Origin of the sequence: Tardiphaga sp. 866_E4_N1_4 (genome assembly GCF_052076075.1) — a bacterium.
In the GTDB taxonomy this organism is placed as follows: domain Bacteria; phylum Pseudomonadota; class Alphaproteobacteria; order Rhizobiales; family Xanthobacteraceae; genus Tardiphaga; species Tardiphaga robiniae.
This window is the reverse complement of record NZ_CP197242.1, coordinates 3,725,412-3,747,331: the sequence shown is the minus strand read 5'-3', so window position 1 is coordinate 3,747,331 and position 21,920 is coordinate 3,725,412. Positions and strand designations below refer to the sequence as shown.

The following is a 21,920-nucleotide window of genomic DNA, read 5'->3' as shown; positions in this document are numbered from 1 at the left end:
GATCATGAGCGATCACGAAGGTGAATTCGACAAGGCCACCGGCAAGACCACCACAGGTCACTCCTGGGACGGCATCAAAGAACTCAACACGCCGCTGCCGCGCTGGTGGGTGATGACTTTCTATCTCACCATCGTTTGGGCGATCGGCTATTGGGTCGTGTATCCGTCATGGCCGCTGGTGCAGAGCTACGCGACGGGCGTCATGGGCTATTCGTCACGCGCGGATGTCGCTGTCGATCTCGCCAATCTCGAGAAGATCCGCGGAGGCAAGATGGCGGCGCTCGGCGCTGCGCCGCTCGCGGAAATTGAGAAGGATCCGGCGCTGCTGGCGCTGGGGCGCGCCAGAGGCCGTGTGGTGTTCGGCGACAATTGCGCGCCATGTCACGGCACTGGTGCGGCCGGTGCCAAGGGCTTCCCCAACCTGAACGATGACGACTGGCTGTGGGGCGGCACACTGGAGCAGATCGAGAAGACCATCCAGTTCGGCGCGCGTTCCGCCCATGCGGAATCGCATGAAGGATCGATGCTGGCCTTTGGCCGCGACGGCATGTTGAAGAAGCCGGAGATCGAGACGGTTGCGAACTACGTGCGCTCACTGTCGGGATTGCCGACGGCCAAGGGTTACGACGCGAATGCCGGCCAGAAGCTGTTCGCCGACAACTGCGCCTCGTGTCACGGCGACGCCGGCAAGGGAAATCCCGACATGGGGGCGCCGAACCTGACCGACAATATCTGGCTTTACGGTTCGGACGAGGCGACCATCGTCGAGACCATCACCAATGGCCGCAACGGCGTGATGCCGGCCTGGATCGGCCGTCTCGATCCGGCGACCATCAAGGCACTGACGATCTATGTCCATTCGCTGGGGGGTGGACAATAAGTCATAGCGTGTGCGGGCAATCGCGCTCGCGCGTTTGACGTACATCAATTGCACCGCGCCGGCGAAGTCTAGGGTCATTCCAAAGACGAGAGTGACTCCATGAACAAGCCTGTTACGCCCCAGGAATTTGACTACGGCCCGCTCTATGCGGCGCAGAAGAAGGTCTATCCGCAGAAGGTCTCCGGCAGGTATCGCAACGTCAAATGGGCGCTGATGGCGGTTTGCCTTGGCATCTATTATCTGCTGCCCTTCGTGCGCTGGAATCGCGGTCCCGGTGCCCCCGATCAGGCGGTGCTGGTCGACCTGCCGAACAGCCGCTTCTATTTCTTTTTCATCGAGCTGTGGCCGCAGGAAGTTTATTTCTTCACTGGCCTGCTGATCCTTGCCGCCCTCACGCTGTTCCTGATGAATGCCATCGGTGGTCGCGTCTGGTGCGGTTATCTCTGTCCGCAGACTGTCTGGACCGACTTGTTTTTCGCCGTCGAACGCCTGATCGAAGGCGACCGCCGCGAGCGGATGAAGAAGGAGGCCGAAGGGCTCACGCTGCAGCGTGTTGTCGAACTGACGATGAAGCATTCGATCTGGCTCCTGATCGCATGGTGGACCGGCGGCGCCTGGGTGCTCTATTTCAACGATGCGCCCACCTTGGTGAAAGAACTCGTGACGTTCCAGGCGCCGGCGCTGGCTTATATCTGGATCGCGATCTTGACGGCGACGACCTACACACTGGCTGGCTGGATGCGCGAGCAGGTCTGTCTCTATATGTGCCCGTGGCCTCGCATCCAGGCGGCGCTGACCGACGAGTGGGCGCTCAACGTCACCTACAAGACCGATCGCGGTGAGCAGCGGACCTCGTTGAAGAAGGCGGCCGAGCTGCGCGCGCTCGGACAGCCTGCCGGCGACTGCATCGATTGCCATCAGTGCGTGAATGTCTGCCCGGTCGGCATCGATATCCGCAATGGCTTGCAGATGGATTGCATCCAGTGCGGGTTGTGTATCGACGCCTGCGACGGCGTGATGACGAGGATCGGCCGGCCGACCCGGCTGATCAGCTATGACACCGACATCAACATTGCCAGGCGCAAGGCGGGCAAGCCGGAGATTTATCGTATCATCCGGCCGCGTACGGTGGCCTATGTCGGCATGATTGTCGCTGTCGGTGCGGTGATGCTCTATGCGCTGCTGAACCGCTCGCTGCTCGACATCAACGTGCTGCATGATCGTAATCCGGTCGCCGTGCGTCTCAGCGACGGGTCGATCCGCAATGCCTATACGGTGCGCCTCTTGAACAAGCGCGGCGCCGGCCGCGTGGTCACGCTCGATGTCAACGGGCCGGTTAACGCTACGGTGCATGTGGTGGGTATGGATGCCGCGTTGTCGGGCTGGCCGGAGATCGTGCTTGGCCGCGACCAGACTACCGAGCTGCGCGTACTGGTGACGGCGCCCGCGGCAATCAATTCCGAGAAGTCGCTCCTGCTCGTGATGCGTGTCACCGATGCCGTCCATGGCGACATGGCGTCGGCGACCGATCATTTCGTTGCACCGTGAAGGAGAACAGTATGAGCGCCGCCGTTGCCGCACCTCGTCCGATCACCGGCCGGTTCGTCCTGATCTGCCTGGTTTTGTTTTTCGGCATGATCATCGGCGTCAATGTCGTCATGATGAAGTTCGCGCTGGAGACGCTGCCGGGTGTCGAAGTGGATAGTCCCTATACAGCGAGCCTCGCTTACGGCAACGAGATCGAGGCCGCGCGCGGCCAGAGCAGTCGCGGCTGGAAGGTCAGCGCGCATGTCGAGCGCGATGCTGCAGGTGATGCCGCGGTCCGTGTCGAAGCGCGCGATCGTCACGGCAATCCGATCACGGGGCTGAGTTTCACCGGGCGGCTGGAGCGGCCGGCCGATCGTCGCGCGGACCGGCCGGTTGAGCTGATCGGGGCCGGGGGCGTGGTCTATCGCGGCAAGGTCGCCGAACTTGCGCCGGGACTGTGGGATCTGGTGCTTGAAGGCGAGGCCGGTGGACAGCGCATGTTCCTGTCTAAGAACCGCCTCGTGCTGAAATAGGTCCAACCATGCAGTCCCTCGTCGTCCTCGTGCCGCTGGCGCTTGCGCTTGGGTTGCTCGGCCTGTGGGCCTTCATGTGGTCGCTAAGATCAGGCCAGTTCGATGATCTCGACGGCGCAGGCTGGCGCGCCATTCTTGATGACGATCCGCCTGTGACGAAGCCCTGCGATCCCCTCTGAGGCGGTTCTTCCGTTCAATCCATCACTGCCACAACTTGTGGCCATATCTTTCTAACCGCCATGTCTTTGCCGCGTGTTGCCCCTGCAGCGCGCCTGCTGGCGTCTGCCGTGCGCCGGACGCATAATGGCGGGAACGGATTTTGCACGCGTTCGGCCGGACAAGATCGGCGTAGGGCGCCGCAGCAGAAAGAAATGAAGCACTATGTATGATGTGATCGTCGTCGGCGGTGGATCTGCCGGCGCTGCCGTGGCTGCTAGGCTCTCCGAAAATCCCGCTACACGTGTGCTGCTGCTTGAAGCCGGGCTCGACTGGCGTGCGGCGGAGGCGCCGTGGGAAGTGACCACGGCGAACCCGATCCCGATCATTCACCAGCGCGAATTCCAGGAAAAGTGGCAGTGGCCGCAGCTGCATTCGCGTCGCGTTGCCGGGCAGGACCAGCGCTTCTACTGGCGCGGCAAGGGTCTTGGCGGCTCGTCGATGATGAACGGCCAGATCGCGATCCGTGGCGTCGCCGACGCGTTCGACGAATGGGCATCGCTGGGGTGCACCGGCTGGTCGGCCAAGGAGATCATGCCGCTATTCTCGGTGATCGAGGACGATCTGGACTTCGGCGACAGGCCCGGCCACGGCCGCGGCGGTCCGCTGCCGGTCTATCGCGCGCCGCCCGAGACATGGGGGCCGATCGACAAGGGTCTGCGCGATGCAGCGCTGGCCTCGGGCTACGCGTGGTGCGACGACGTCAACGGGCCGGATGGCGAAGGCGTCGCGTGCTATCCGATCAACAGCCGCGATCTGCGCCGCATCTCCACCAATGAGGGCTATCTCGAGCCGGCGCGTGGCCGCGCTAATCTCGACATCCGCGGCCATGCGTTGGTCGATCGCGTCGTGATCAAGGACGGTCAGGCGACCGGTGTGATCGTGCACTTCGAGGGGCAGGGCACGCAGGAAGTCAGCGCGCGCGAGATCGTGCTATGTGGCGGCTCGATCCACAGCCCGGCGATCCTGCTGCGCTCGGGCGTCGGACCGGCAGACGAGCTGAAGGACATGGGCATCGCTGTCGAGTGCGATCTGCCCGTCGGTCAGAATTTCTTCGATCATCCGCTGTTTCGCACCACCATCAAGCTGCAGGATGCCGTCGCGCCAAAGGATCGGGACACCCGCCACACCAATTGCTGTGTAACTTACTCGTCGGGACTTGCTGACGGCGGCAAGCGCGACATGATTCTGATCGCGTTCAATCACCGTGGCATCGGCAATCCCGGCGCCATCGGTGCCGGTCTGTTCAACGCCTTCTCGCGCGGTACGCTGAAGCTTGCCTCCACCGATGCGTCGATCGACCCGATCGTCGAGGAGAACATGCTGGCCGACCCCCGCGACATGCTGCGGATGGTCGATGCCGTGAAGCGGCTTGCCGTGATCACCACGCAGCCGGCGCTGGCCGGCATCGCGGACTGGATCCGCCTCACCGATACCGACATGACGCTGTCGCAGGCGGCGGCGTTGCCGACGCGCGAGCTTGAAGCCGTGCTGCGCCGTGACACCGGCGATATCCAGCACGCCGCCGGCACCTGCCGCATGACCGGCTTCAAGGATACGGGTGGCGTGGTCAATCCGGATGGCACCGTGAAGGGCCTCAAGGGTCTGCGCATTGCCGATGCGTCGATCATGCCGTCGGATTGCCGCGCCAACACTCATTTCACCACGGTGGTGATCGGCGAAGCCATTGCGCGCATGATGATGCGCAGGTCGAATGTAGCGTCGCCCGTCGTGGCGATGGCGAAGTAAGAACGCGCAACGCAAGCGCTCAAGAGTGACCGAAGGACAATTCATGTTGAACACTACCGAAACCCAGATCATCGACTGGCTCGCGTCCCAGAAGCAGCCGATGATCGACCTGCTGCGCGACGTCGTGAACATCGATTCCGGCTCCTTCGACAAGGAAGGTGTCGATGCCGTCGGCGCTCGTTTCGAACAGCACTTCGCCGAATACGGCATCGAAACCTGGCGCGAGCCTCATGATGTCTATGGCGATGCCGTGCATGGGCTGATCACCAAACCCGGCAGCAACGAAAAGCCGATCCTGCTGATGGGCCATCGCGATACCGTGTTTCCCAAGGGCGAAGTCGCCAAGCGCCCCTTCACTATTAAAGGCAATCTGGCCCATGGGCCTGGTGTTGCCGACATGAAGGCCGGCGTCGTCATCAACGTATTTGTGGCCGCCGCGCTAAAGAAGTTCGATGCTGCGCCGTGCCCCATCAAGCTGCTGATCACCGGCGATGAGGAGATCGCGTCGCGCTCGTCGCGGCCGATCATCGAGCGCGAGGGCCGTGCGGCGCGCGCCGTCTATAATTCGGAACCGGGACGTCCGACCGGCAATATCACCACGGGCCGCAAGGGCGGCGTGTTCATGCGCTTCGAGGTATTCGGCAAGGCCGCGCATTCCGGCAACAATTTCTCGGTGGGCATCAGTGCCATCGGCGAACTCGCGCACAAGATCGTGCAGATTCATGCGCTGACCGATATGGACAAGGGCATCACGCTGAATGTCGGCCTGGTGTCCGGCGGACAGTCGGTCAACACCACGGCGCCGCATGCCGAAGGCGAGATCGATTTCCGTTACATCGATCCGGCCGATCGCGCGACCATCATGGCGGCGATCGAGAAGATCATCGCGACGTCGACCGTGCCGGGCACGACGGCGAAGCTGCACATTAACGGCGAATTTTTGCCGCTGGTGCAGGACGCTGCAGCCAAGGCGATGTTCGAAGCCTATCAGGCGGCCGCTGTCGACTCGGGCCTCACTACGTTGACGGGCGAATTTGCCGGCGGCTGCGCAGATTCCGGTTTCACCGCCAGCGTCGGCACGCCGACGCTCTGCGGTCTTGGCCCGGTCGGCGGCAATGTCCATACCGATCTGGAGTGGCTGGACATCGAGAGCATCGTTCCGCGTGCACAGACACTGGCGCGGGCGATCCTGCGCACGGAGATCTGACGACGGGAGATGCCGCATGGCATGGTTCTGGCACGGCGATGGTTGCTGACAACGCCTTTGTTTGAAGAGACGCTCGCCTGATCATGACATCATCTTCTCCCAATACTTCGGTTCCCACCCATCTCGAAGCCGATGTTCTCGTGATCGGCGCCGGTGGTGCCGGCATGTATGCGGCGCTGGAAGCGGCGAAGGGTGGCGCGTCCGTCATTCTTGCCGATCGCAGTTTGATCGGGCGCGGCGGCGCCACTGTCATGGCGCAGATGACGGTCGCAGCCGCTTTGGGCGAGCAGACACCAGATCACTGGGAACATCACTTTGCCGATACGCTCGCGGCCGGCCGCGGGCTGTGCGACGAACGTCTTGCGGCGCTGCTTTGTGAAGATGGCCCGCAGCGGCTGCGCGAAATGGATGCGTGGAAGGTCGGCTGGGCGCGCGAGGACGGCCATATCAAGCAGGCACAGGCGCCGGGCCATGATCGGCCGCGTTGTGCCTATGTGGACTTTCTCTCCACCGGTCCCGCAGTGTCGAAGACGCTGCGCACGCAGCTGAATAATGCGAGCGGCATTCGCCGCATAGGCGATCTCACCATTGTCGATATCGCATTGCGTGATGGCGAAGCCTGCGGCGCGACGGCCCTGCATCTGCCGACCGGGCAGGCGGTGACGCTGGCCGCGAAGGCGGTGGTGATCGCGACAGGCGGGCTTACCGGTCTCTATCGTCGCAACAGCGCGTCGTCGAATATGGGCGGTGACGGCTATGCGCTTGCCTTGCGCGCGGGCGCTGAACTGATCGACATGGAGTTCGTGCAGTTCTTCCCGATCGGCCATCTCGCGCCGCGCCTCGTCGGCATGGATCCGATCATGTGGGACCCGTTTCGTTACAAGCTCGGCGGCAAGCTGCTCAATTCCGAAATGCGCGAATTCGAAGAGGACTATGCAACGCGCGACAAGCGCAGCGACGGCACCTATGTGCTGACGCGCGATCTGGCCACCTATGCGATCACCAAGGAGGTCGAAGCCGGCCGCGGCAGCCCCGCTGGCGGCGCCTATCTGAGCTTCCAGCATGTGCCTGAAGCCGAGATACGCAAGGCATTTGGGCCGGTGGTGGATCGCCTCGCCGAGAACGGCATCGATCTCGCGCAGCGTCCTGTCGAGGTCGCCCCGATCGCGCATTATCATATGGGCGGCATTCGCGTGGACGAGATGATGGCGACCGGCGTACCCGGGCTCTATGCCTGCGGGGAGGCGGTCGGCGGTGCCAATGGCGCCAACCGGTTGTCGGGCAATGCGATCACCGAAGCCTTCGTGTTCGGCGCGCGGGCAGGCCGTAGCGCCGCGGAGCGCGCAAAGCAGAATGCGTCGATGTGGTCAGCCGATGCCGCGAAGCCGGTAATCGATCTGCTGCGCAGTGCCAGCAAACGTGGTGCGCCAAATCCCGCAGCGGTGATCGTGAAGCTGCAGGCCGTGATGGCCGACGACGTCGGTCCGTTCCGCACTGATGCGAAATTGCGGTCGGCGATTTCTCAGATCGCGCAATTGAAGGCCGATATCGGCGATACGCCGTTCGCGTCAGCGGAAAGCTTCGATCCCGTGCTGGCCGACTGGCTCGACCTGCGCAACATGCTCGCTGTCGCGCAATCGGTTGCCATACCGGCGCTGGCGCGTACCGAAAGCCGCGGCGCCCATCAGCGCGACGATCATCTCGGTCTGGATGATGGGTGGAGCGTCAACCAGATTGTTGCGATGTCGGATGGCGACATGACCCTGCGCAAAGTGATGCCCATCACCGGAAAGGCTGCCGCATGAAGGCGACGCTCAGCATTCAGCGCGGCGCACTCGGCGAAGCGCTGCATCAGGACATGTTCGACATTCCCTTCGAACACGGCCAGTCCATTCTCGACGGCTTGCGTGCCATCAGGCGCAGCATGGATCCCTCACTGGCGTTTCGCTTCTCCTGCATCAATGCGAATGCGTGCAAGGAATGCATGATGCTGATCGATGGCAAGGTCGATTACGCCTGCACGGTTCGGCTCAAAGAGGGAATGACGACGCTGGCGCCGCTGCCGAAAAAGGCGCTGATCCGCGATCTCGTCACCGAAATCGCACCGCCTGATGAACGGCTGATGCTGCGGTCCTGAATAATTGTCTGCCTGCGCCGCGATCAGGCTGATTAATTTATAGTCGTTCTAATCTGGGAAGAGCCGCGTCGGCGACCTTCAATCCGATAGATCAGTGGCTCCGTCGCGGCTGCTGTTCGCTGCGACAATGCGCTGCATCATGGCAATAAACGCAGTCTGTTCCGTCTTGGTGAGGTTGCCGAGCGTGGCGCGGTGCGCCTCGCGTGCGGCGGTTTCGATCTTGTCGAGCAGGGCTGCACCGGCCGGTGTGAGCCGGCAGACGCGGGCGCGGCGGTCATCGTCGCTGACCGGACGCTCGACCAGCCTGCGTGCTTCGAGTCGCTTCAGCGCGCCGGTCGTGGTCGTGCGATCCAGAGCAATATCAGCAGCTAAGCTGGTCTGATCGGCAGTTCCGCGCGCCGCCAATGCAGACAGCAGGCTGTATTGGAGTGGCGTCATCTCGAAGGCACTGCAGGCTTCCTGGAACAGCGCGACATGGATCTGGTGTAGCCGTCTGATCAAAAATCCCGGTCGCTGGGCCAGCGGCCAGGGCTTGTGGACGGGCTTGTCACGGCGCGGCTTGGCCTGGGGCAACGCAGTCTCTCCTTGTGTCGGCTACGGCTCGTATGGTGCGAGCGCGTTGAAAAACTACCGCATCGCAATGTTTATGGCACGGACTTTGCTTTTGTAAAATACGAAGTATGCTTCGTATTTTGGTGGATCTCTAATGTCCGCCGGAACGCAAGGAGACCGCCATGTCCGTTACCGCCTCATTTGACCTGCTGCTGCGCGGTGGTCGTGTTATCGATCCCGCCGCCGGTGTTGACGGCATTAAGGATGTCGCCATTCGCAATGGCAAGATCGCCGCCGTGCAGTCCGATATTTTGCCGACCAGCGCGAAGGAAGTGGTGGATGTGACCGGCAAGCTGGTGCTACCGGGCTTGATCGATACCCACGCGCACGTCTTTCAATACGTCAGCGGTCGTTTCGGCATGCAGCCCGACATGGTCGGCGTGCAATCCGGCGTCACCACGCTGATCGACCAGGGCGGCCCGTCCTGCATGACGCTGCCCGGCTTTCGTCACTTCATCGCCGAGCCCGCAAAATCGCGCGTCTATGCGTTTCTGTCGGCTTATCTCGTCGGGGGTCTCGAAGGGCATTTCTATCCCAACCTCTACAGCCCCGATGGCGTCGATATCGACGCGACCGTGAAATCGGCGGTGGCCAATCGCGATCTCGTTCGTGGCATCAAGGCCCATGCGGAAATCGGCGGCTTCGCGCGCTGGGGCATTCGCGTGATGGAAATGGCGGCCGAAATCGGCAAGCGCGCGGAATTGCCGGTTTACGTGCATTTCGGCCAACTCTGGGGTCTGCCGGAGTCAGGCAATAATGGGGAGGACGTCGATACGATTCTGGAGCGCGTGATTCCGCTGCTGAAGGAAGGTGACGTGCTGGCCCATCCGTTCACGCGGCATCCTGGCGGCTTCGTCAATCGCGAAGGCGAGGTGCATCCGGTGATCCAGGCGGCGATCGATCGTGGCCTTAAGATCGATGTCGGCCATGGCAGCCACTTCTCCTATCGCCTCGCCAAGAAGGCGATTGCCGCTGGCATCGTGCCGAACACACTCGGCGCCGACATCCACGGTTACAACACCGAGGTGCCTGCGCCTGCCGGCACGCCGGATGAGCACGAGGATGACGAGAACCATCCGTTCAAGGGCCAGGCCAAGTTCAGCCTGGTGCAGGCGATGAGCTCGATGATTTCGCTCGGCCTAACGCTGGAACAGGTGGTGCCGATGGTGACGTCGAACCCGGCCAAGATGATCGGCCTGTCCGACAAGATCGGCTCGCTCAAGGTCGGCATGGATGCCGACGTTTCGGTGCTCGTCGAAAAGCCCGGTCGTTACATCCTGCGCGACAACGAGAATACCGACGTGATTGCGAACGGCCTGCTGCAGCCGGCCTTCTGCCTGCGCGCGGGCACCCGCTTCGATCCGATCGCTCCGATCCTTCCTCAGGCCGTTGCGGCCTGAGCTTTGCAAGCCAGTTCGCTAGTCAATCCGGAAGACGCCGGGAGTTCGTCGATGCGCAATGAGCGAGATATCTCGCCCGCCGCCCCTGCTTCAAAGCAGGGCGTCGGCGCGCGCGTACCGCGCAAGGAGGACGATCGCCTCATGCGCGGGCGCGGGCAATTCGTCGGCGATATCAGGCTGGCGGGATTGCAGGACGTCGCGTTCGTGCGCAGTCCGCTAGCGCATGCGCGAATCCGGGCGATTCATATTCCCGAGCGTTACCGCGATGTGGTGTTCACGTCTGCCGATCTTGTCGGTATCAAGCCGATCCGCGCGATCACGGGATTGGCCGGCTTCAAGCCGTCCGATCAACCCATTCTGGCCACCGACAAAATTCGTCAGGTCGGCGAACTCGTCGCCATGTGCGTCGCGCCGACGCGTGCCGAGGCTGAAGATATCGCGGCCTCCGTCACGCTCGATCTCGAAGAGCTGCCCGCCGTCTACGATATGCTCAAGGCGCGTGAGGCCGGCTCGCCTCTGGTGCATGAACACTGGGGCGACAACGTCTTTCTCGAAAGCTTCTTCGAACTCGATATTTCCAGCGCTCTCGACGCACCGATCAAGGTGACACGCGAAATCTCGACCGCGCGGCAATGCATGTCGCCGCTCGAAGGTCGGGGTGTCATCGCCACGTTCGATCATCGTCTCGATCAGCTCACGCTCTATACGGGCAGCCAGATGCCGCACATTGTGCGCAACGGTCTGTCCGATTGCCTTGAGATGGATCAAGGACAGATCAGAATCGTCTCGCCGGATGTCGGCGGCGGTTTTGGCCACAAGGGTATCTTGCTGCCGGAGGAAGTCTGCCTGTCATGGCTCACCATGAAGCGCGGCTTCCCGGTGCGCTGGATCGAGGATCGCCGCGAGCATTTGGTCGCCAGTTCCAACTGCCGCGAGCATCATTACAAGATCACCGTCTATGCCGATCGCGACGGCACGCTGCGCGGCATCGACTGCGAAGCAACGGTCGATTCCGGTGCCTATTCGTCCTATCCATTCTCGGCCTGCCTCGAAGCGGCGCAGGTGGTCAGCATTTTGCCCGGCCCCTATCAGATGCCGGCCTATCGCTGCCGCACCTATTCGGTCGCGACCAACAAATGTCCGATCCTGCCCTATCGCGGCGTCGCCCGCACCGGCGTCTGTTTCGCGCTGGAATTGATGCTCGATCTGGTCGCCGCTGAAGCGGGGCTTGAGCCCGGCGACGTCCGTCTGCGCAATCTGGTCCGGCCGGAGCAGATGCCGTTCGACAACATCACCAAGAAGCATTTCGACAGCGGCGATTATCCCGAGGCGCTGCGACGCGCTGTCGCGCAGATCGATATCGATGGCATCCGTGCGCGGCAGCGCAAAGGCGAGGCCGATGGACGCCTGATCGGCGTCGGCCTCTCGATCTATTGCGAGCAGGCTGCGCATGGCACCTCGGTCTATTCCGGCTGGGGCATTCCCATGGTGCCTGGCCATGAACAGGCCACCGCGCGACTGACGCCGGATGGCGGGCTTGAACTGAAAGTCGGCGTGCACTCGCATGGCCAGGGCCTCGAAACCACGCTGTCGCAGGTTGCCTTCGAAATGCTCGGCGTCGATGTCGCAAAAATCCGTGTCGTCCATGGCGACACGGCGATGACGCCGTATTCGACCGGCACTTGGGGCTCGCGCTGCATGGTGATGGCCGGTGGCGCTGTGGCGACGGCGTGTCACGAACTCGGCGAGCGCGCCAAGAAGATCGGCGCCAAGCTGCTGCAGGTCGATGAAGCCAATGTCGTGCTGGTCGACGGCGAAATCCGCGGGCCTAATGGCAGCGTGACGCTGAAGGAAATCGCGCACACCTGGTATCGCCGTCCGCAGGATCTGCCCGGCGATGTCGACCCGGGCGGATTGGAGGCGACCTCCGGTTACAAGCCGCAGCGTGACAGCGGCACGTTCAGCTATGCCGCCCATGCGGTCACCGTCGCCGTCGATCCTGATTTGGGCGATGTGGAAATTCTCGATTACGTCATCGTTGAGGACGGCGGCGTGCTGGTCAATCCGATGATTGTCGACGGCCAGATCTATGGCGGTCTCGCGCAGGGCATCGGCACAGCGCTCTATGAGGAGATGCCGTTTGATCGCGCCGGTCAGCCGCTCAATACGACGCTCGCTGACTATCTGCTGCCCGGTCCGACCGAAGTGCCGATGCCGTGGCTCGACCACATGGAGACGCCGTCGCCTTACACCAAGTTCGGCGTCAAGGGCATCGGCGAAGGCGGGGCCATCGCGCCGCCGGCGGCTATCGGCAATGCGGTGAACGATGCGTTGCGCGGTCTCGGCGTCGAGATGCTGCAGTCGCCGATCACGCCGCGCCGCGTGCTGGAAGGCATTCTGGCCGCCCGCGATGCGAAGAGGACCGCCGCATGAAGCCGGCACCTTTCGCCTATGAACGCCCGCGCGACGTCGCCTCGGCCTTAGCCGCAATGGCTGGCGATGGCGTGGTCAAGGTCATGGCCGGAGGCCAGTCGCTCGGACCGATGCTGAACCTGCGTCTGGTGGCTCCTGACACCATCGTCGATATCACCGGCCTCGCCGAGCTGAAGCATGTGGAAGTCGCCGGCGATGAGCTGGTGATCGGCGCCTGCGTCACCCATGCCGATATCGAGGATGGCCGCATTCCCGACGTCACCCGCGGCGCGATGCAACGCGTGGCCTCCGCCATCGCCTATCGCGCGGTGCGCAACCGCGGCACCGTCGGTGGTTCGCTCAGCCATGCCGATCCGTCCGCGGACTGGGTCTCCACTTTCGCCGCACTTGGCGCGACGCTGTCGCTGCGTAGTGCAAGCGGAGCGCGGCGTGTTGCGATGAAGGATTTCATGCTGGGTGCACTGGAAAGTGTGCTGCAGCCCGGCGAAATGCTGGAAGCCGTACGTGTGCCGGTGATGTCCCCTTCGGCGCGCTGGGGTTATGTGAAGAGCTGCCGTAAGACGGGTGAATTTGCCCATGCCATTGGCGCGGTGCTGATCAATCCAGAAGCTGGCAAGGCACGTATCGTCATTGGCGCAGTCGAAGCCGCGCCGATCATCGTTGAGAATGCCGAAGAACTGTTCGGCGGGCGTATCACCAGCGATTTCAAGTCGCGCTTCGATGGGCGCGTCGCCGACACCCTGCTGTCGAAGGCCGGCATGGCCGATGCCGCCGATCGGCATATTCACGTCACCATTCTGCGCCGCGCTGTTGCGGAGGCCGCGGCATGAACTCTGTCGAACTCACCGTCAACACTCGCGCCGTGAAGAGGGACGTCGAGCCACGTACGAGTCTCGCCGACATGATGCGCGACACGCTCGATCTCACCGGCACGCATCTCGGCTGCGAACATGGCGTCTGTGGTGCCTGCACTATCCTGGTCGATGGCATACCGACGCGCTCCTGCATCACTTATGCGGTGGCATGCGATGGCGCCGATGTCACCACCATCGAAGGTCTTGATGATGACGAGATTGCCACGGAGCTGCGCGCCGCCTTTACCCGCGAACACGCGTTGCAATGCGGCTACTGCACGCCGGGCATGCTGGTCTCGGCGCGCGATCTGGTGAAGCGCCTGCCGGATGCCGACGAGAAGCAGATCCGCATCGGCATGTCAGGCAATCTCTGCCGCTGCACCGGCTATGTGGGCATCGTCCGCGCCGTGCAGTCGGTCATCACAGAGCGCCGCGCGCGCGATATCGCGCCGGAGCCGGATGGCGGGCGCAAGGTGCTGGGACCGGCAGGGTCAGGGCACACAGCCTGTGTCAGCTCCCAGAAGCTGATGCCCGCGCAGCCTGCTGTATCCGAACCGGCTGCCGCCGTCGCACCGCTGGACATTCCAGACTTCACGCCATCGACCACGCTCGAGCAGCAATTCACTGTCGCGCATGCACCTGCAAAAGTCTTTGCACTGTTCGATGACATCGCGGCCGTCGCCTCGTGCCTGCCGGGCGCCACGCTGGTCGGCACGCCCAGACCCGAGCGTGTCGAAGGCGCGATTCGCGTCAAGATCGGGCCGATCTCCGCCAATTTTAACGGCGCCGCCCGCGTCGAGCGCGACGAGGCCGATCTCGCCGGCCGCATTCTCGGCATAGGCAGCGACCAGCGCAGCCGCTCCACCACGCAAGGCGAAATCCGTTACCGGCTGGTGCCGCAGGATGACGGCGCGGCGACGCGTGTGGAGCTTTCCATCGGCTACAGCCTCACCGGCATGCTGGCACAGGTCGGTCGCAGCGGGCTGGTGCGCGATCTCGCGGCGCGGCTGGTCGCGGAATTCGCCGGCAATCTCGATCGCCGCCTGTCGGGCGATGTGACATCGGCGCCGTCAGCGGCAGCCGATCTGAATGGTGTTTCGCTGATCCTCGGTCTCCTGCGTGAGCGCGCGATGCATGTCGTTCGCCGCCTCTCCGGGCGCGGAGGATCAGCGTGAGAGATCGACGTTCGCTTGGACATGCGAACGGCGAGGTTTGGACTGCGCAAGTTTCATCAGCGTAACACTGGAGGACCACATGATACGGATCATCAAGGCAGCTTCGGCGACGGCCCTGGCAATTGCTTTCCTGAGCAGCGCTGCGACTGCGCAAACCATCAAGATCGGCGTAAACGAACCGCTGACCGGCGCCTTTGCCGCGTCGGGCACGTATGTCGTTAACGGCGCCAAGATCGCCGCCGACGAGATCAACGCCAAGGGCGGCCTGCTCGGCAAGAAGATCGAACTCGTCATCGAAGACAACAAGAGCAATCCGACCGAAGCTGCTGCCGTCGCCGAGAAGTTGATCACGCGCGACAAGACGCCAGTCATGCTCGGCGCCTGGGGCTCCAGCCTCACCCTCGCCGTGATGCCGAAGCTCGTCGAATACGAGACCGCGATGGTCGTCGAGACCTCGTCGGCGAGCAAGATCACCACCTCGGGCAATCCTTACGTGTTCCGTATCTCGCCGCCGTCTTTCGTGGAAGCGGCCGCCTTCAAGAACATCGTCGACAAGCTGGCGTTGAAGAAGGTGGATTTTCTTGTGATCAACAATGACTGGGGCCGCGGCACCGCCGAGGACTTCAGCAAGATGATGAAGGAGAAGGGCATCACCATCGGCCTGGTCGAAACCATGGACCAATCGGCGCAGGACATGAGCGCCCAGCTCGCCAAGATCAAGGCGACCGACTCCGAGACCGTGATCATCACGGCTGCGGTCGATCAGTTGACGCTGATCTTCAAGCAGGCGGCGGCGCTCGGCCTGAAGAAGCGGATCATCACCACCGGCGGTTCGCAGAACCCAGACCAGATCATCGCGCAGGCTGGTGCCGCTGCCAACGACACCATGCATCTGACGACCTTCCTGCCCTGGATGCCGGAGAAGACGCCGAACCCGGAAGCCACCACCTATTTCATCAACGAGTGGAAGAAGCGCGGTTTCGATTTCGCCGGCTGCACCGAGAGCTTCCGTGGCTATGACGGCATCCGCACCATCGCGGCGGCCATCGAGAAGGCCGGCAAAGCCGAGCCGGCGGCGATCAAGGACGCGCTCTGGAAGATCGACGTCAAGGGACTGAACGGCGACATCATCTTCAAGAAGTCGGGTCCTGCAGGTCAGGAGAGCGGCCAGAGCTTCCCGAACGTCTATCTGGTCGAAATCTCCGGCGGCAAGATCGTGATGAAGGATCTCTGATCCAGACGAACTCCGGCAGCGAGCTCCCTCTCCCCGCTCTTGCGGGGAGACGGGTGGGGTGAGGGGCACTTGCGAGTGAAACTCTGGCTCCCCTCACCCGAAGCCTCGCTGTCGCTCGGCTCCGACCTCTCCCCGCCCGGCGAAGCAAAGCTTCGCTAGGCGGGGAGAGGTTAGCACCTTACTCGAACCTTTAGGGCCGCTCGTGGACCAGCTCCTGCAACACCTCGTCAATATGCTTGTGCTCGGCGGCACCTATGCGCTGCTCGGCATCGGGTTGACGCTGATCTTCGGCATCATGAACGTGGTGAACTTCACCCACGGCATCCTCTACACATTCGGCGCCTATATGATGTTCATTGTCGTGCACCAGCTCGGGCTTAATTTCTTTGTCGCGCTGCCGGTAGCGATCGTCGCTGGTTGGTTGCTGGGTGCCGTCATCGAGATCACGCTGCTGCGGCCGCTGCGCGGCGCCGATATCGACACTACCATGCTGGTGATGATCGGTGCCTGGATCGCGATGCAGTCCGGCGCGCTGTGGATCTGGGGTGGCGTCGCCAAGTCCATCGACAATCCGTTTCCCGATGCGCCATTGGTGATCGGGCCCGTGTCCGTGTCCTGGCTGCGCCTGTTCGTTCTGTTCGCAGCGGCGCTGCTGATCGTACTGGCTTACTCGCTGATCAATCTCACCAAACTCGGCAAGGCGATGCGCGCGACCTTCCAGGATTCAGACACCGCCGCACTGATGGGGGTCAATGTCAGCCTGATCTACACCTCGACCTTTGCCATTGGCTCGAGCCTTGCGGCCGCTGCTGGCGCGTTGCTCGGTCCGGTCTATGTCGTGTTCCCGCAGATGGGCGATCTCGCCGCGGTGAAGGCCTTCGCCATTGTTATTCTTGGCGGCCTCGGCAATATCACCGGCGCCGTGATCGGCGGCTTCATTCTCGCTTTGGCTGAAGAGCTTGGCGCCGGCTATGTGTCGTCGGGCTATCGCGACGCCATGGGCTTCCTGATCATCATCATGGTGCTGATCTTCAAGCCGACAGGATTGTTCGCACGGGCGGAGCGCGTCGGATGAAGCAGATCGTTGCGCTCCTTTGTCTCGCCTTCTTCGCTTCCGTGCCGATGTGGCTGACGGATCCGTATCTGCTCAACGCGCTGATCACGACTGGCATCTTCATCATCGGCGCCATGAGCCTCAATCTGCTGCTCGGCTTTACTGGACAGCTCAGTCTTGGCCATATCGCCTTCTTCGGCATCGGCGCCTATGTCAGCGCGCTGACATCGCTGGGATTCGATGTGCCGATCTACGGTGATTTCCATATCGTCCACGTGCCGTGGCCGCCGATTGCGGGCTTCTTTCTGGCGATCCTCATTTCGGGCTTCTGCGGCTATCTGGTGGGACGCCTGTCCTTCAGCGTGCGCGGCGCTTACTTCGTCATCGTCACGATCTCGTTCGCCGAAGTTGTCAGGCTGGTGGCGCTGAACTGGGTCGAGCTGACGCAGGGCCCGCTGGCGCTGACCAATATTCCGTCGATCACCATAGGTCTGCCGGGGCTTGGCTATCTCGTGCTGAAGACGAAATTTCACAACTACTATCTGGTATTGGCCGTTGCTGCGATCTCCTACTTTCTGATCTCACGCCTCGTTCATTCGCATTACGGCCGCGCCATGCGCGGGCTGATGGAGAACGAGACGCTGGCTGTCGCCGTCGGCATCGACGTCACCAAGACGCTGACACTGGCCGCCGTGATCTCTGCCGGTATCGCCGGCGCTGCCGGCAGTCTCTACGCGCATTACATCCGCATCATCGATCCCGACGTCTTCGCCTTCATCTCGACGGTGACCATGGTGATCATGGTGGTGTCGGGTGGCAAGGGATCGCTGGCCGGGCCCGTTGTCGGCGGCGTCATCTTCGGTCTGCTGCCGGTGTTCCTGCGGCCGATCATGCCGCCGGAAGCGCAGTGGATCACCTATGGCGTGGTGCTCATCGTCATCCTGTTCGTGATGCCGCGCGGCATCGTGCCGTCGCTCGCCGCTAAACTCGGTTTGGCCCGTGCCGGTGGAACCAGACGGGCGTCCATCGCGGTCTCCGAACGCACCGCCGAGGAGCACGCGTGATGGCCGAGACAGTCCTCAGCATCGAACACGTCGCGGTCCATTTCGGTGGCCTCGTCGCGATCTCGGACATGAACTTCCATGTCAACAAAGGTGAGATCGTCAGCCTGATCGGGCCGAACGGCGCCGGTAAGACCACGGCCTTCAACGTCATGACCGGCTTCCTCACGCCCACGAAGGGCGCGGTGAACTATTGCGGCGCGGACCTCAAGGGCAAGAAACCACATGAAATCGCAGATCTCGGGCTGATCCGCACCTTTCAGCGCACCAGCGTGTTTCCCAACGACACCGTCTACGACAACGTCCTGATCGGCCTGCATCGCCAAGGCGAGCTTAAAGGCAAGCTCGGCCTCGCCGAAGCCATTCTCGGCCTACCGCGCGCCCGCGCATCCGAGAAAGCTCAGCGCGCGCGCGCGGCCGAACTGGTGCGCTGGATCGGCCTCGAAGCCCGCGCTAACGACCTCGCCGGTTCACTCTCCTACGGCGAGCAGCGTCTCGTTGGTGTTGCACTGGCGCTCGCCGCGCAGCCGAAGATGCTGCTGCTGGACGAGCCTGTGTCCGGCATGAACGCGTCGGAGACGCATACTTTCGTACAGCTGATCCGCAATATCCGGGATCGTGGCGTCACGATCCTCTTGGTCGAGCACGACATGCCGATGGTGATGAGCGTATCGGATCGGATCGTCGTGCTGAATTACGGCCGCATCATCGCCGAAGGACCGCCCGACGAAATCCGCAAGAATCCCGCAGTGATCGAAGCCTATCTCGGTCAGAGCGCGAAGGATGTGGTCAAGGAGGTCGCAGTCCATGCTTGAGATCCGTGACATGGTTTGCGCGTATGGCCAGATCTCGGCCCTCAAGGGCATTTCGCTCTCGGTCAAGGCCGGGCAACTTGTGGCGCTGATCGGTGCCAACGGCGCCGGCAAGAGCACAACGTTGCGTGCGATCTCGGGCCTCGTGCCGTCGCGCTCCGGCAGTCTTCATTTCGACGGCGAAGACATCACCGGCATTGGCGCGCAGCGGGTGCTCACAAAGGGCATCGCACATTGTCCGGAAGGACGTCGCGTTTTTCCGCATATGACGGTGGCCGAAAATCTCGACATGGGCGCCTATCTGCGCTCGGACACGAGCGAGGTCGCTGTTGACCGCGACCGCATCTATGGCGAATTCCCACGCCTCGCCGAACGCCGCAAACAGGCGGCGGGCACGCTGTCCGGCGGCGAGCAGCAGATGCTGGCCATCGGCCGTGCATTGATGTCGCGCCCGCGCCTTGTGATGTTCGATGAACCCTCGCTCGGTCTCGCGCCCAACATCGTCGAGCGCACCTTTGCGATCATCCGCGCGATCCGCGATGCCGGCACGACTGTTTTGCTCGTCGAGCAGAATGCCTTCGCCGCGCTCGAGATGTGCGATCATGCCTATCTGCTGGAGTCTGGGCGTGTCGTGCTGTCCGGCGCGGGCGCGGAGCTGATCGAGAACGAGCATGTGCGACGGGCCTATCTTGGCGGATGACGACAATCCCGCCCGATGGGTCGCGGTCTGCTCACGCGAGCGCCTGACCGAACAGACGATCGTCTGCGTCAACGTGGCTGGCCTCGGTGTTCTCATCGTGCGGGATGGCGAGACAATCTACGCCTGCGAGCGCGCCTGTCCGCATGAGCAGGCCGATCTCAGCCTTGGCCGCGTCGCCGATGGCCGGCTGCACTGTCCGCGTCATCTGGCCTGGTTCGATCTGGCAGACGGCAGCATGTCGCCGGGCTGGCCGAGCAGGGGTTTGCGACGCTATCCGGTGCGCGAAAGCGATGCGCAAATCTGGGTCGATGCACAGGCTGTCGTCCCGAAGTAACAAGCCTTCGCGCGAGTTACGCGGCATCGGGCCTGGATGCAGAGTTCGTTGGCGCTGCAGCATTCAATTGGTGCAGTTGCGGTATAATAATCATGCTTGCCCCCTCGTAAAGCGCGGATAATACTGCTGAAAAGTCGGACTCCCGAGTGTGTCTGGCAGTACACAAATGGGCGCAAGACCCATGCTTCTCGTCGATCTTTCAAGCGATCTCCGTCAAGGGCCAGGGATGTGACCATTATCGATTTTGCCAAGGCCATCCCATCGTCGCAGGGGCGCGGCTGGCAGCAATGGCCTGGCCATGAAGACTTTTCGCTGCAGTTCTTGCGCGTGCTGCGCGCGGCGCAGGAAGGCGGAAGTACCGTTTCGGAATGTTTCCTAGCGGCGGAGCGCATCAATCCGCGCGATGACGAGAGCTGGTATCGCGAATGGCACAGCGCGGCTGATATCAACCGTGAGCGCGCCGCGGAGGCGCTGGCCAGCGGCCGCATCCCGACGGCGCTGAGCAATTGGCTGCGCGCAGCCAACTACTATCGCACCGCTCAGGTCATGCTCGCTTGCAGCGATCCGCGGCAAGGCGCCGCCATCGCCCTGATGCAGGATTGTGCCCGACTTTACGTGCAGCATGCAACGCCTGCCGGCGAGGTCGTCGAGATCCCGTGGCGGGACGGTGTGTTGCAGGGATACTTCGTTCCTGCGCCGCGCGCGACGCGGCCGCTGCCGGTCGTTCTCTGCGTCGTCGGGCAGGGCCACTACAAGGAAGAGCATCTGCACAGGGTGCCCAGCTACGCGCTGGAACGCGGTCTCTCGCTGTTGCTCGTCGATTTACCCGGTCAATCCTATAGCCAGGAGATGATCGGGTCGCCTTGTCGGTATGAGGTCGAAACGGCGATCAGCGGCTGGGTCGATTTCCTGGCCGACCGCAGCGATATCGATCAGGAGCGAATTGCGATCTTCGGAGACGGCCTCGGAGCTGCCTTTGCAACGCGCGGCGCCAATCTCGACGACCGCTTTGCAGCAGCTGTTTGCGATGCCGGAATCTGGGAGCTTCACGAGCGCGCATTTATTGCCAGCCGCATTTCAGGCCGGGCTGGTCTGGGCTGTCCGAGTGAAATCGAGGGCTTCAACAGCAGCAGTGTCGCCGCCAATATCAAATGCCCGGTCCTAGTTGCGATGGGCGAGCGCGACTGGCTCGATGTCGATCACGTCACGGAATGTTGTCGCGTCATGAAACAAAACGGCCTCGACATCGAACTGAAGATCTTCCGCGCGTCGGAGACGGTGGCGCCGCCCGCCCAGATCGATATTCCGACCGTGGGCAATGAGTTCATTTTCGACTGGATTGTCGATCGTTTGAACTCAAGGACGAAGTAGGCAGGCGCGGCGCGGTCGATTGATCCGCCACTCACCCGGCGACGTTCAGCTCTCGACTTCCAGCATCAGTGTCGCTTTTTCGAGGCGACTCTTGAGCCGGGACATGTGCTGTCCGATCTCCTTCAAGGCCTGCTCGTCGAAATCGCTGAGAATGAAATCCCCGAGCGACTCCCTACGAGCTGATAGCGCGGAGATCTTCTTGCTGGCCTTTTCGGACAGCGACATCAGTACGACGCGGGCATCCTCGCGGGACGCGACGCGCCGCATGAAGCCATTCTTCTCGAGCATCTTGGATTGGGTGGTGACGAAGGAGGGGTCGACGTGGAGCATGGCGGAAACGTCCTTGACTGGCACGCCGTTGCCGCGATCGAGGTCGCTGACGGCCATCAGGATCATCCATTGCGGTCCGCTGATGCCGAGCTCCTTGGCCCAGAACTGGCGGATTCCCTCAAGATGAACGTTGATCGACGCGATGTCCCAGATGAACTGGCGGATGATCTCCTGATTCTGGCCGGTCACCCAAATCGAAAGCTCATTTTCGTTCCAGCCCGCAGATCCCCCACGCATAGTCACCACTGCCCCGCCGGCCATTCCATCGTCCCACACTTCTCAGAATTCTATAATTGTATCA

Annotated in this window: 21 protein-coding genes; 19 read left to right on the top strand and 2 right to left on the bottom strand. The window is 62.5% G+C overall.

What is annotated here, in order from left to right:
• The first annotated feature begins 4 nt into the window (after positions 1-4).
• The 8 genes from ccoP (at position 5) to AB8B20_RS18210 (ending at position 8,249) form a co-directional block, all read left to right on the top strand.
• Positions 5-880 (top strand): cytochrome-c oxidase, cbb3-type subunit III, encoded by an 876-nt coding sequence (gene ccoP, locus AB8B20_RS18245; RefSeq protein ID WP_439074411.1) that lies wholly within the window; start codon positions 5-7, stop codon positions 878-880.
• Between the two features lie 99 nt (positions 881-979).
• Positions 980-2,428 (top strand): cytochrome c oxidase accessory protein CcoG, encoded by a 1,449-nt coding sequence (ccoG, locus tag AB8B20_RS18240; RefSeq protein WP_439074412.1) that lies wholly within the window; start codon positions 980-982, stop codon positions 2,426-2,428.
• Between the two features lie 11 nt (positions 2,429-2,439).
• Complete coding sequence (locus tag AB8B20_RS18235; RefSeq protein ID WP_093758164.1) at positions 2,440-2,940, top strand: FixH family protein; 501 nt, start codon at positions 2,440-2,442, stop codon at positions 2,938-2,940.
• 8 nt (positions 2,941-2,948) lie between these two features.
• Positions 2,949-3,119 carry a cbb3-type cytochrome oxidase assembly protein CcoS gene (ccoS, locus tag AB8B20_RS18230; RefSeq protein WP_439074413.1) on the top strand — a complete coding sequence of 57 codons (171 nt, stop codon included), beginning with the start codon at positions 2,949-2,951 and terminating at the stop codon, positions 3,117-3,119.
• A 202-nt stretch (positions 3,120-3,321) separates the two neighbouring features.
• The gene (locus tag AB8B20_RS18225) at positions 3,322-4,905 is read left to right on the top strand and encodes a GMC family oxidoreductase (protein ID WP_439074414.1); all 1,584 of its coding nucleotides are present in this window, start codon (positions 3,322-3,324) and stop codon (positions 4,903-4,905) included.
• A gap of 43 nt (positions 4,906-4,948) precedes the next feature.
• Entirely contained in the window at positions 4,949-6,112 is a 1,164-nt protein-coding gene (locus AB8B20_RS18220; protein WP_439074415.1) for a M20 family metallopeptidase, read from the top strand.
• Positions 6,113-6,195: 83 nt separating this feature from the next.
• Positions 6,196-7,917, top strand: a complete 1,722-nt coding sequence (locus tag AB8B20_RS18215) for an FAD-binding protein (protein ID WP_439074416.1) — start codon at positions 6,196-6,198, stop codon at positions 7,915-7,917.
• Positions 7,914-8,249: a 2Fe-2S iron-sulfur cluster-binding protein gene (locus AB8B20_RS18210; RefSeq protein ID WP_439074417.1), complete on the top strand. Its 336-nt coding sequence runs from the start codon at positions 7,914-7,916 to the stop codon at positions 8,247-8,249. Before AB8B20_RS18215 ends, AB8B20_RS18210 begins: the two co-directional genes overlap by 4 nt.
• Before the next feature lie 78 nt (positions 8,250-8,327).
• On the opposite strand, the gene AB8B20_RS18205 is transcribed toward AB8B20_RS18210, so the two are convergent.
• Positions 8,328-8,822, bottom strand: a complete 495-nt coding sequence (locus tag AB8B20_RS18205) for a MarR family winged helix-turn-helix transcriptional regulator (RefSeq protein WP_439074418.1) — start codon at positions 8,820-8,822, stop codon at positions 8,328-8,330.
• Positions 8,823-8,983: 161 nt separating this feature from the next.
• On the opposite strand from AB8B20_RS18205, the gene AB8B20_RS18200 reads away from it, so the two are divergent.
• The 11 genes from AB8B20_RS18200 to AB8B20_RS18150 all read left to right on the top strand — a co-directional run bounded on the left by AB8B20_RS18200 (position 8,984) and on the right by AB8B20_RS18150 (position 21,289).
• A complete protein-coding gene (locus tag AB8B20_RS18200; RefSeq protein ID WP_120287426.1) occupies positions 8,984-10,261 on the top strand; it encodes an amidohydrolase/deacetylase family metallohydrolase in 1,278 nt (425 codons plus the stop codon).
• A 51-nt stretch (positions 10,262-10,312) separates the two neighbouring features.
• Positions 10,313-12,694, top strand: a complete 2,382-nt coding sequence (locus AB8B20_RS18195; protein WP_439074419.1) for a xanthine dehydrogenase family protein molybdopterin-binding subunit — start codon at positions 10,313-10,315, stop codon at positions 12,692-12,694.
• The gene (locus AB8B20_RS18190; RefSeq protein ID WP_439074420.1) at positions 12,691-13,524 is read left to right on the top strand and encodes an FAD binding domain-containing protein; all 834 of its coding nucleotides are present in this window, start codon (positions 12,691-12,693) and stop codon (positions 13,522-13,524) included. The genes AB8B20_RS18195 and AB8B20_RS18190 overlap by 4 nt, the downstream gene beginning before the upstream one ends.
• Positions 13,521-14,723: a xanthine dehydrogenase family Fe-S subunit gene (locus tag AB8B20_RS18185; RefSeq protein WP_439074421.1), complete on the top strand. Its 1,203-nt coding sequence runs from the start codon at positions 13,521-13,523 to the stop codon at positions 14,721-14,723. Before AB8B20_RS18190 ends, AB8B20_RS18185 begins: the two co-directional genes overlap by 4 nt.
• A 79-nt stretch (positions 14,724-14,802) precedes the next feature.
• Positions 14,803-15,957: an ABC transporter substrate-binding protein gene (locus AB8B20_RS18180; RefSeq protein WP_439074422.1), complete on the top strand. Its 1,155-nt coding sequence runs from the start codon at positions 14,803-14,805 to the stop codon at positions 15,955-15,957.
• Between the two features lie 202 nt (positions 15,958-16,159).
• Complete coding sequence (locus tag AB8B20_RS18175; protein ID WP_170849610.1) at positions 16,160-17,032, top strand: branched-chain amino acid ABC transporter permease; 873 nt, start codon at positions 16,160-16,162, stop codon at positions 17,030-17,032.
• Entirely contained in the window at positions 17,029-18,075 is a 1,047-nt protein-coding gene (locus AB8B20_RS18170) for a branched-chain amino acid ABC transporter permease (RefSeq protein WP_439074423.1), read from the top strand. Before AB8B20_RS18175 ends, AB8B20_RS18170 begins: the two co-directional genes overlap by 4 nt.
• A complete protein-coding gene (locus AB8B20_RS18165; RefSeq protein ID WP_093757539.1) occupies positions 18,075-18,887 on the top strand; it encodes an ABC transporter ATP-binding protein in 813 nt (270 codons plus the stop codon). The genes AB8B20_RS18170 and AB8B20_RS18165 overlap by 1 nt, the downstream gene beginning before the upstream one ends.
• Positions 18,880-19,584 carry an ABC transporter ATP-binding protein gene (locus AB8B20_RS18160; RefSeq protein ID WP_068729545.1) on the top strand — a complete coding sequence of 235 codons (705 nt, stop codon included), beginning with the start codon at positions 18,880-18,882 and terminating at the stop codon, positions 19,582-19,584. Before AB8B20_RS18165 ends, AB8B20_RS18160 begins: the two co-directional genes overlap by 8 nt.
• A complete protein-coding gene (locus tag AB8B20_RS18155; RefSeq protein WP_439074424.1) occupies positions 19,574-19,918 on the top strand; it encodes a Rieske (2Fe-2S) protein in 345 nt (114 codons plus the stop codon). The genes AB8B20_RS18160 and AB8B20_RS18155 overlap by 11 nt, the downstream gene beginning before the upstream one ends.
• A gap of 228 nt (positions 19,919-20,146) precedes the next feature.
• Positions 20,147-21,289: an alpha/beta hydrolase family protein gene (locus AB8B20_RS18150; RefSeq protein WP_439074425.1), complete on the top strand. Its 1,143-nt coding sequence runs from the start codon at positions 20,147-20,149 to the stop codon at positions 21,287-21,289.
• A gap of 45 nt (positions 21,290-21,334) precedes the next feature.
• On the opposite strand, the gene AB8B20_RS18145 is transcribed toward AB8B20_RS18150, so the two are convergent.
• Positions 21,335-21,808, bottom strand: a complete 474-nt coding sequence (locus AB8B20_RS18145) for a MarR family winged helix-turn-helix transcriptional regulator (protein WP_244558562.1) — start codon at positions 21,806-21,808, stop codon at positions 21,335-21,337.
• Between the last annotated feature and the right edge of the window lie 112 nt (positions 21,809-21,920).

Excerpts from the sequence above, each read along its gene's own strand:
- ccoP (WP_439074411.1), top strand. The coding sequence starts at position 5 with ATGAGCGATCACGAAGGTGAATTCGACAAGGCCACCGGCAAGACCACC.
- ccoG (WP_439074412.1), top strand. The coding sequence starts at position 980 with ATGAACAAGCCTGTTACGCCCCAGGAATTTGACTACGGCCCGCTCTAT.
- AB8B20_RS18235 (WP_093758164.1), top strand. The coding sequence starts at position 2,440 with ATGAGCGCCGCCGTTGCCGCACCTCGTCCGATCACCGGCCGGTTCGTC.
- ccoS (WP_439074413.1), top strand. The coding sequence starts at position 2,949 with ATGCAGTCCCTCGTCGTCCTCGTGCCGCTGGCGCTTGCGCTTGGGTTG.
- AB8B20_RS18225 (WP_439074414.1), top strand. The coding sequence starts at position 3,322 with ATGTATGATGTGATCGTCGTCGGCGGTGGATCTGCCGGCGCTGCCGTG.
- AB8B20_RS18220 (WP_439074415.1), top strand. The coding sequence starts at position 4,949 with ATGTTGAACACTACCGAAACCCAGATCATCGACTGGCTCGCGTCCCAG.
- AB8B20_RS18215 (WP_439074416.1), top strand. The coding sequence starts at position 6,196 with ATGACATCATCTTCTCCCAATACTTCGGTTCCCACCCATCTCGAAGCC.
- AB8B20_RS18210 (WP_439074417.1), top strand. The coding sequence starts at position 7,914 with ATGAAGGCGACGCTCAGCATTCAGCGCGGCGCACTCGGCGAAGCGCTG.
- AB8B20_RS18200 (WP_120287426.1), top strand. The coding sequence starts at position 8,984 with ATGTCCGTTACCGCCTCATTTGACCTGCTGCTGCGCGGTGGTCGTGTT.
- AB8B20_RS18195 (WP_439074419.1), top strand. The coding sequence starts at position 10,313 with ATGCGCAATGAGCGAGATATCTCGCCCGCCGCCCCTGCTTCAAAGCAG.
- AB8B20_RS18190 (WP_439074420.1), top strand. The coding sequence starts at position 12,691 with ATGAAGCCGGCACCTTTCGCCTATGAACGCCCGCGCGACGTCGCCTCG.
- AB8B20_RS18185 (WP_439074421.1), top strand. The coding sequence starts at position 13,521 with ATGAACTCTGTCGAACTCACCGTCAACACTCGCGCCGTGAAGAGGGAC.
- AB8B20_RS18180 (WP_439074422.1), top strand. The coding sequence starts at position 14,803 with ATGATACGGATCATCAAGGCAGCTTCGGCGACGGCCCTGGCAATTGCT.
- AB8B20_RS18170 (WP_439074423.1), top strand. The coding sequence starts at position 17,029 with ATGAAGCAGATCGTTGCGCTCCTTTGTCTCGCCTTCTTCGCTTCCGTG.
- AB8B20_RS18165 (WP_093757539.1), top strand. The coding sequence starts at position 18,075 with ATGGCCGAGACAGTCCTCAGCATCGAACACGTCGCGGTCCATTTCGGT.
- AB8B20_RS18160 (WP_068729545.1), top strand. The coding sequence starts at position 18,880 with ATGCTTGAGATCCGTGACATGGTTTGCGCGTATGGCCAGATCTCGGCC.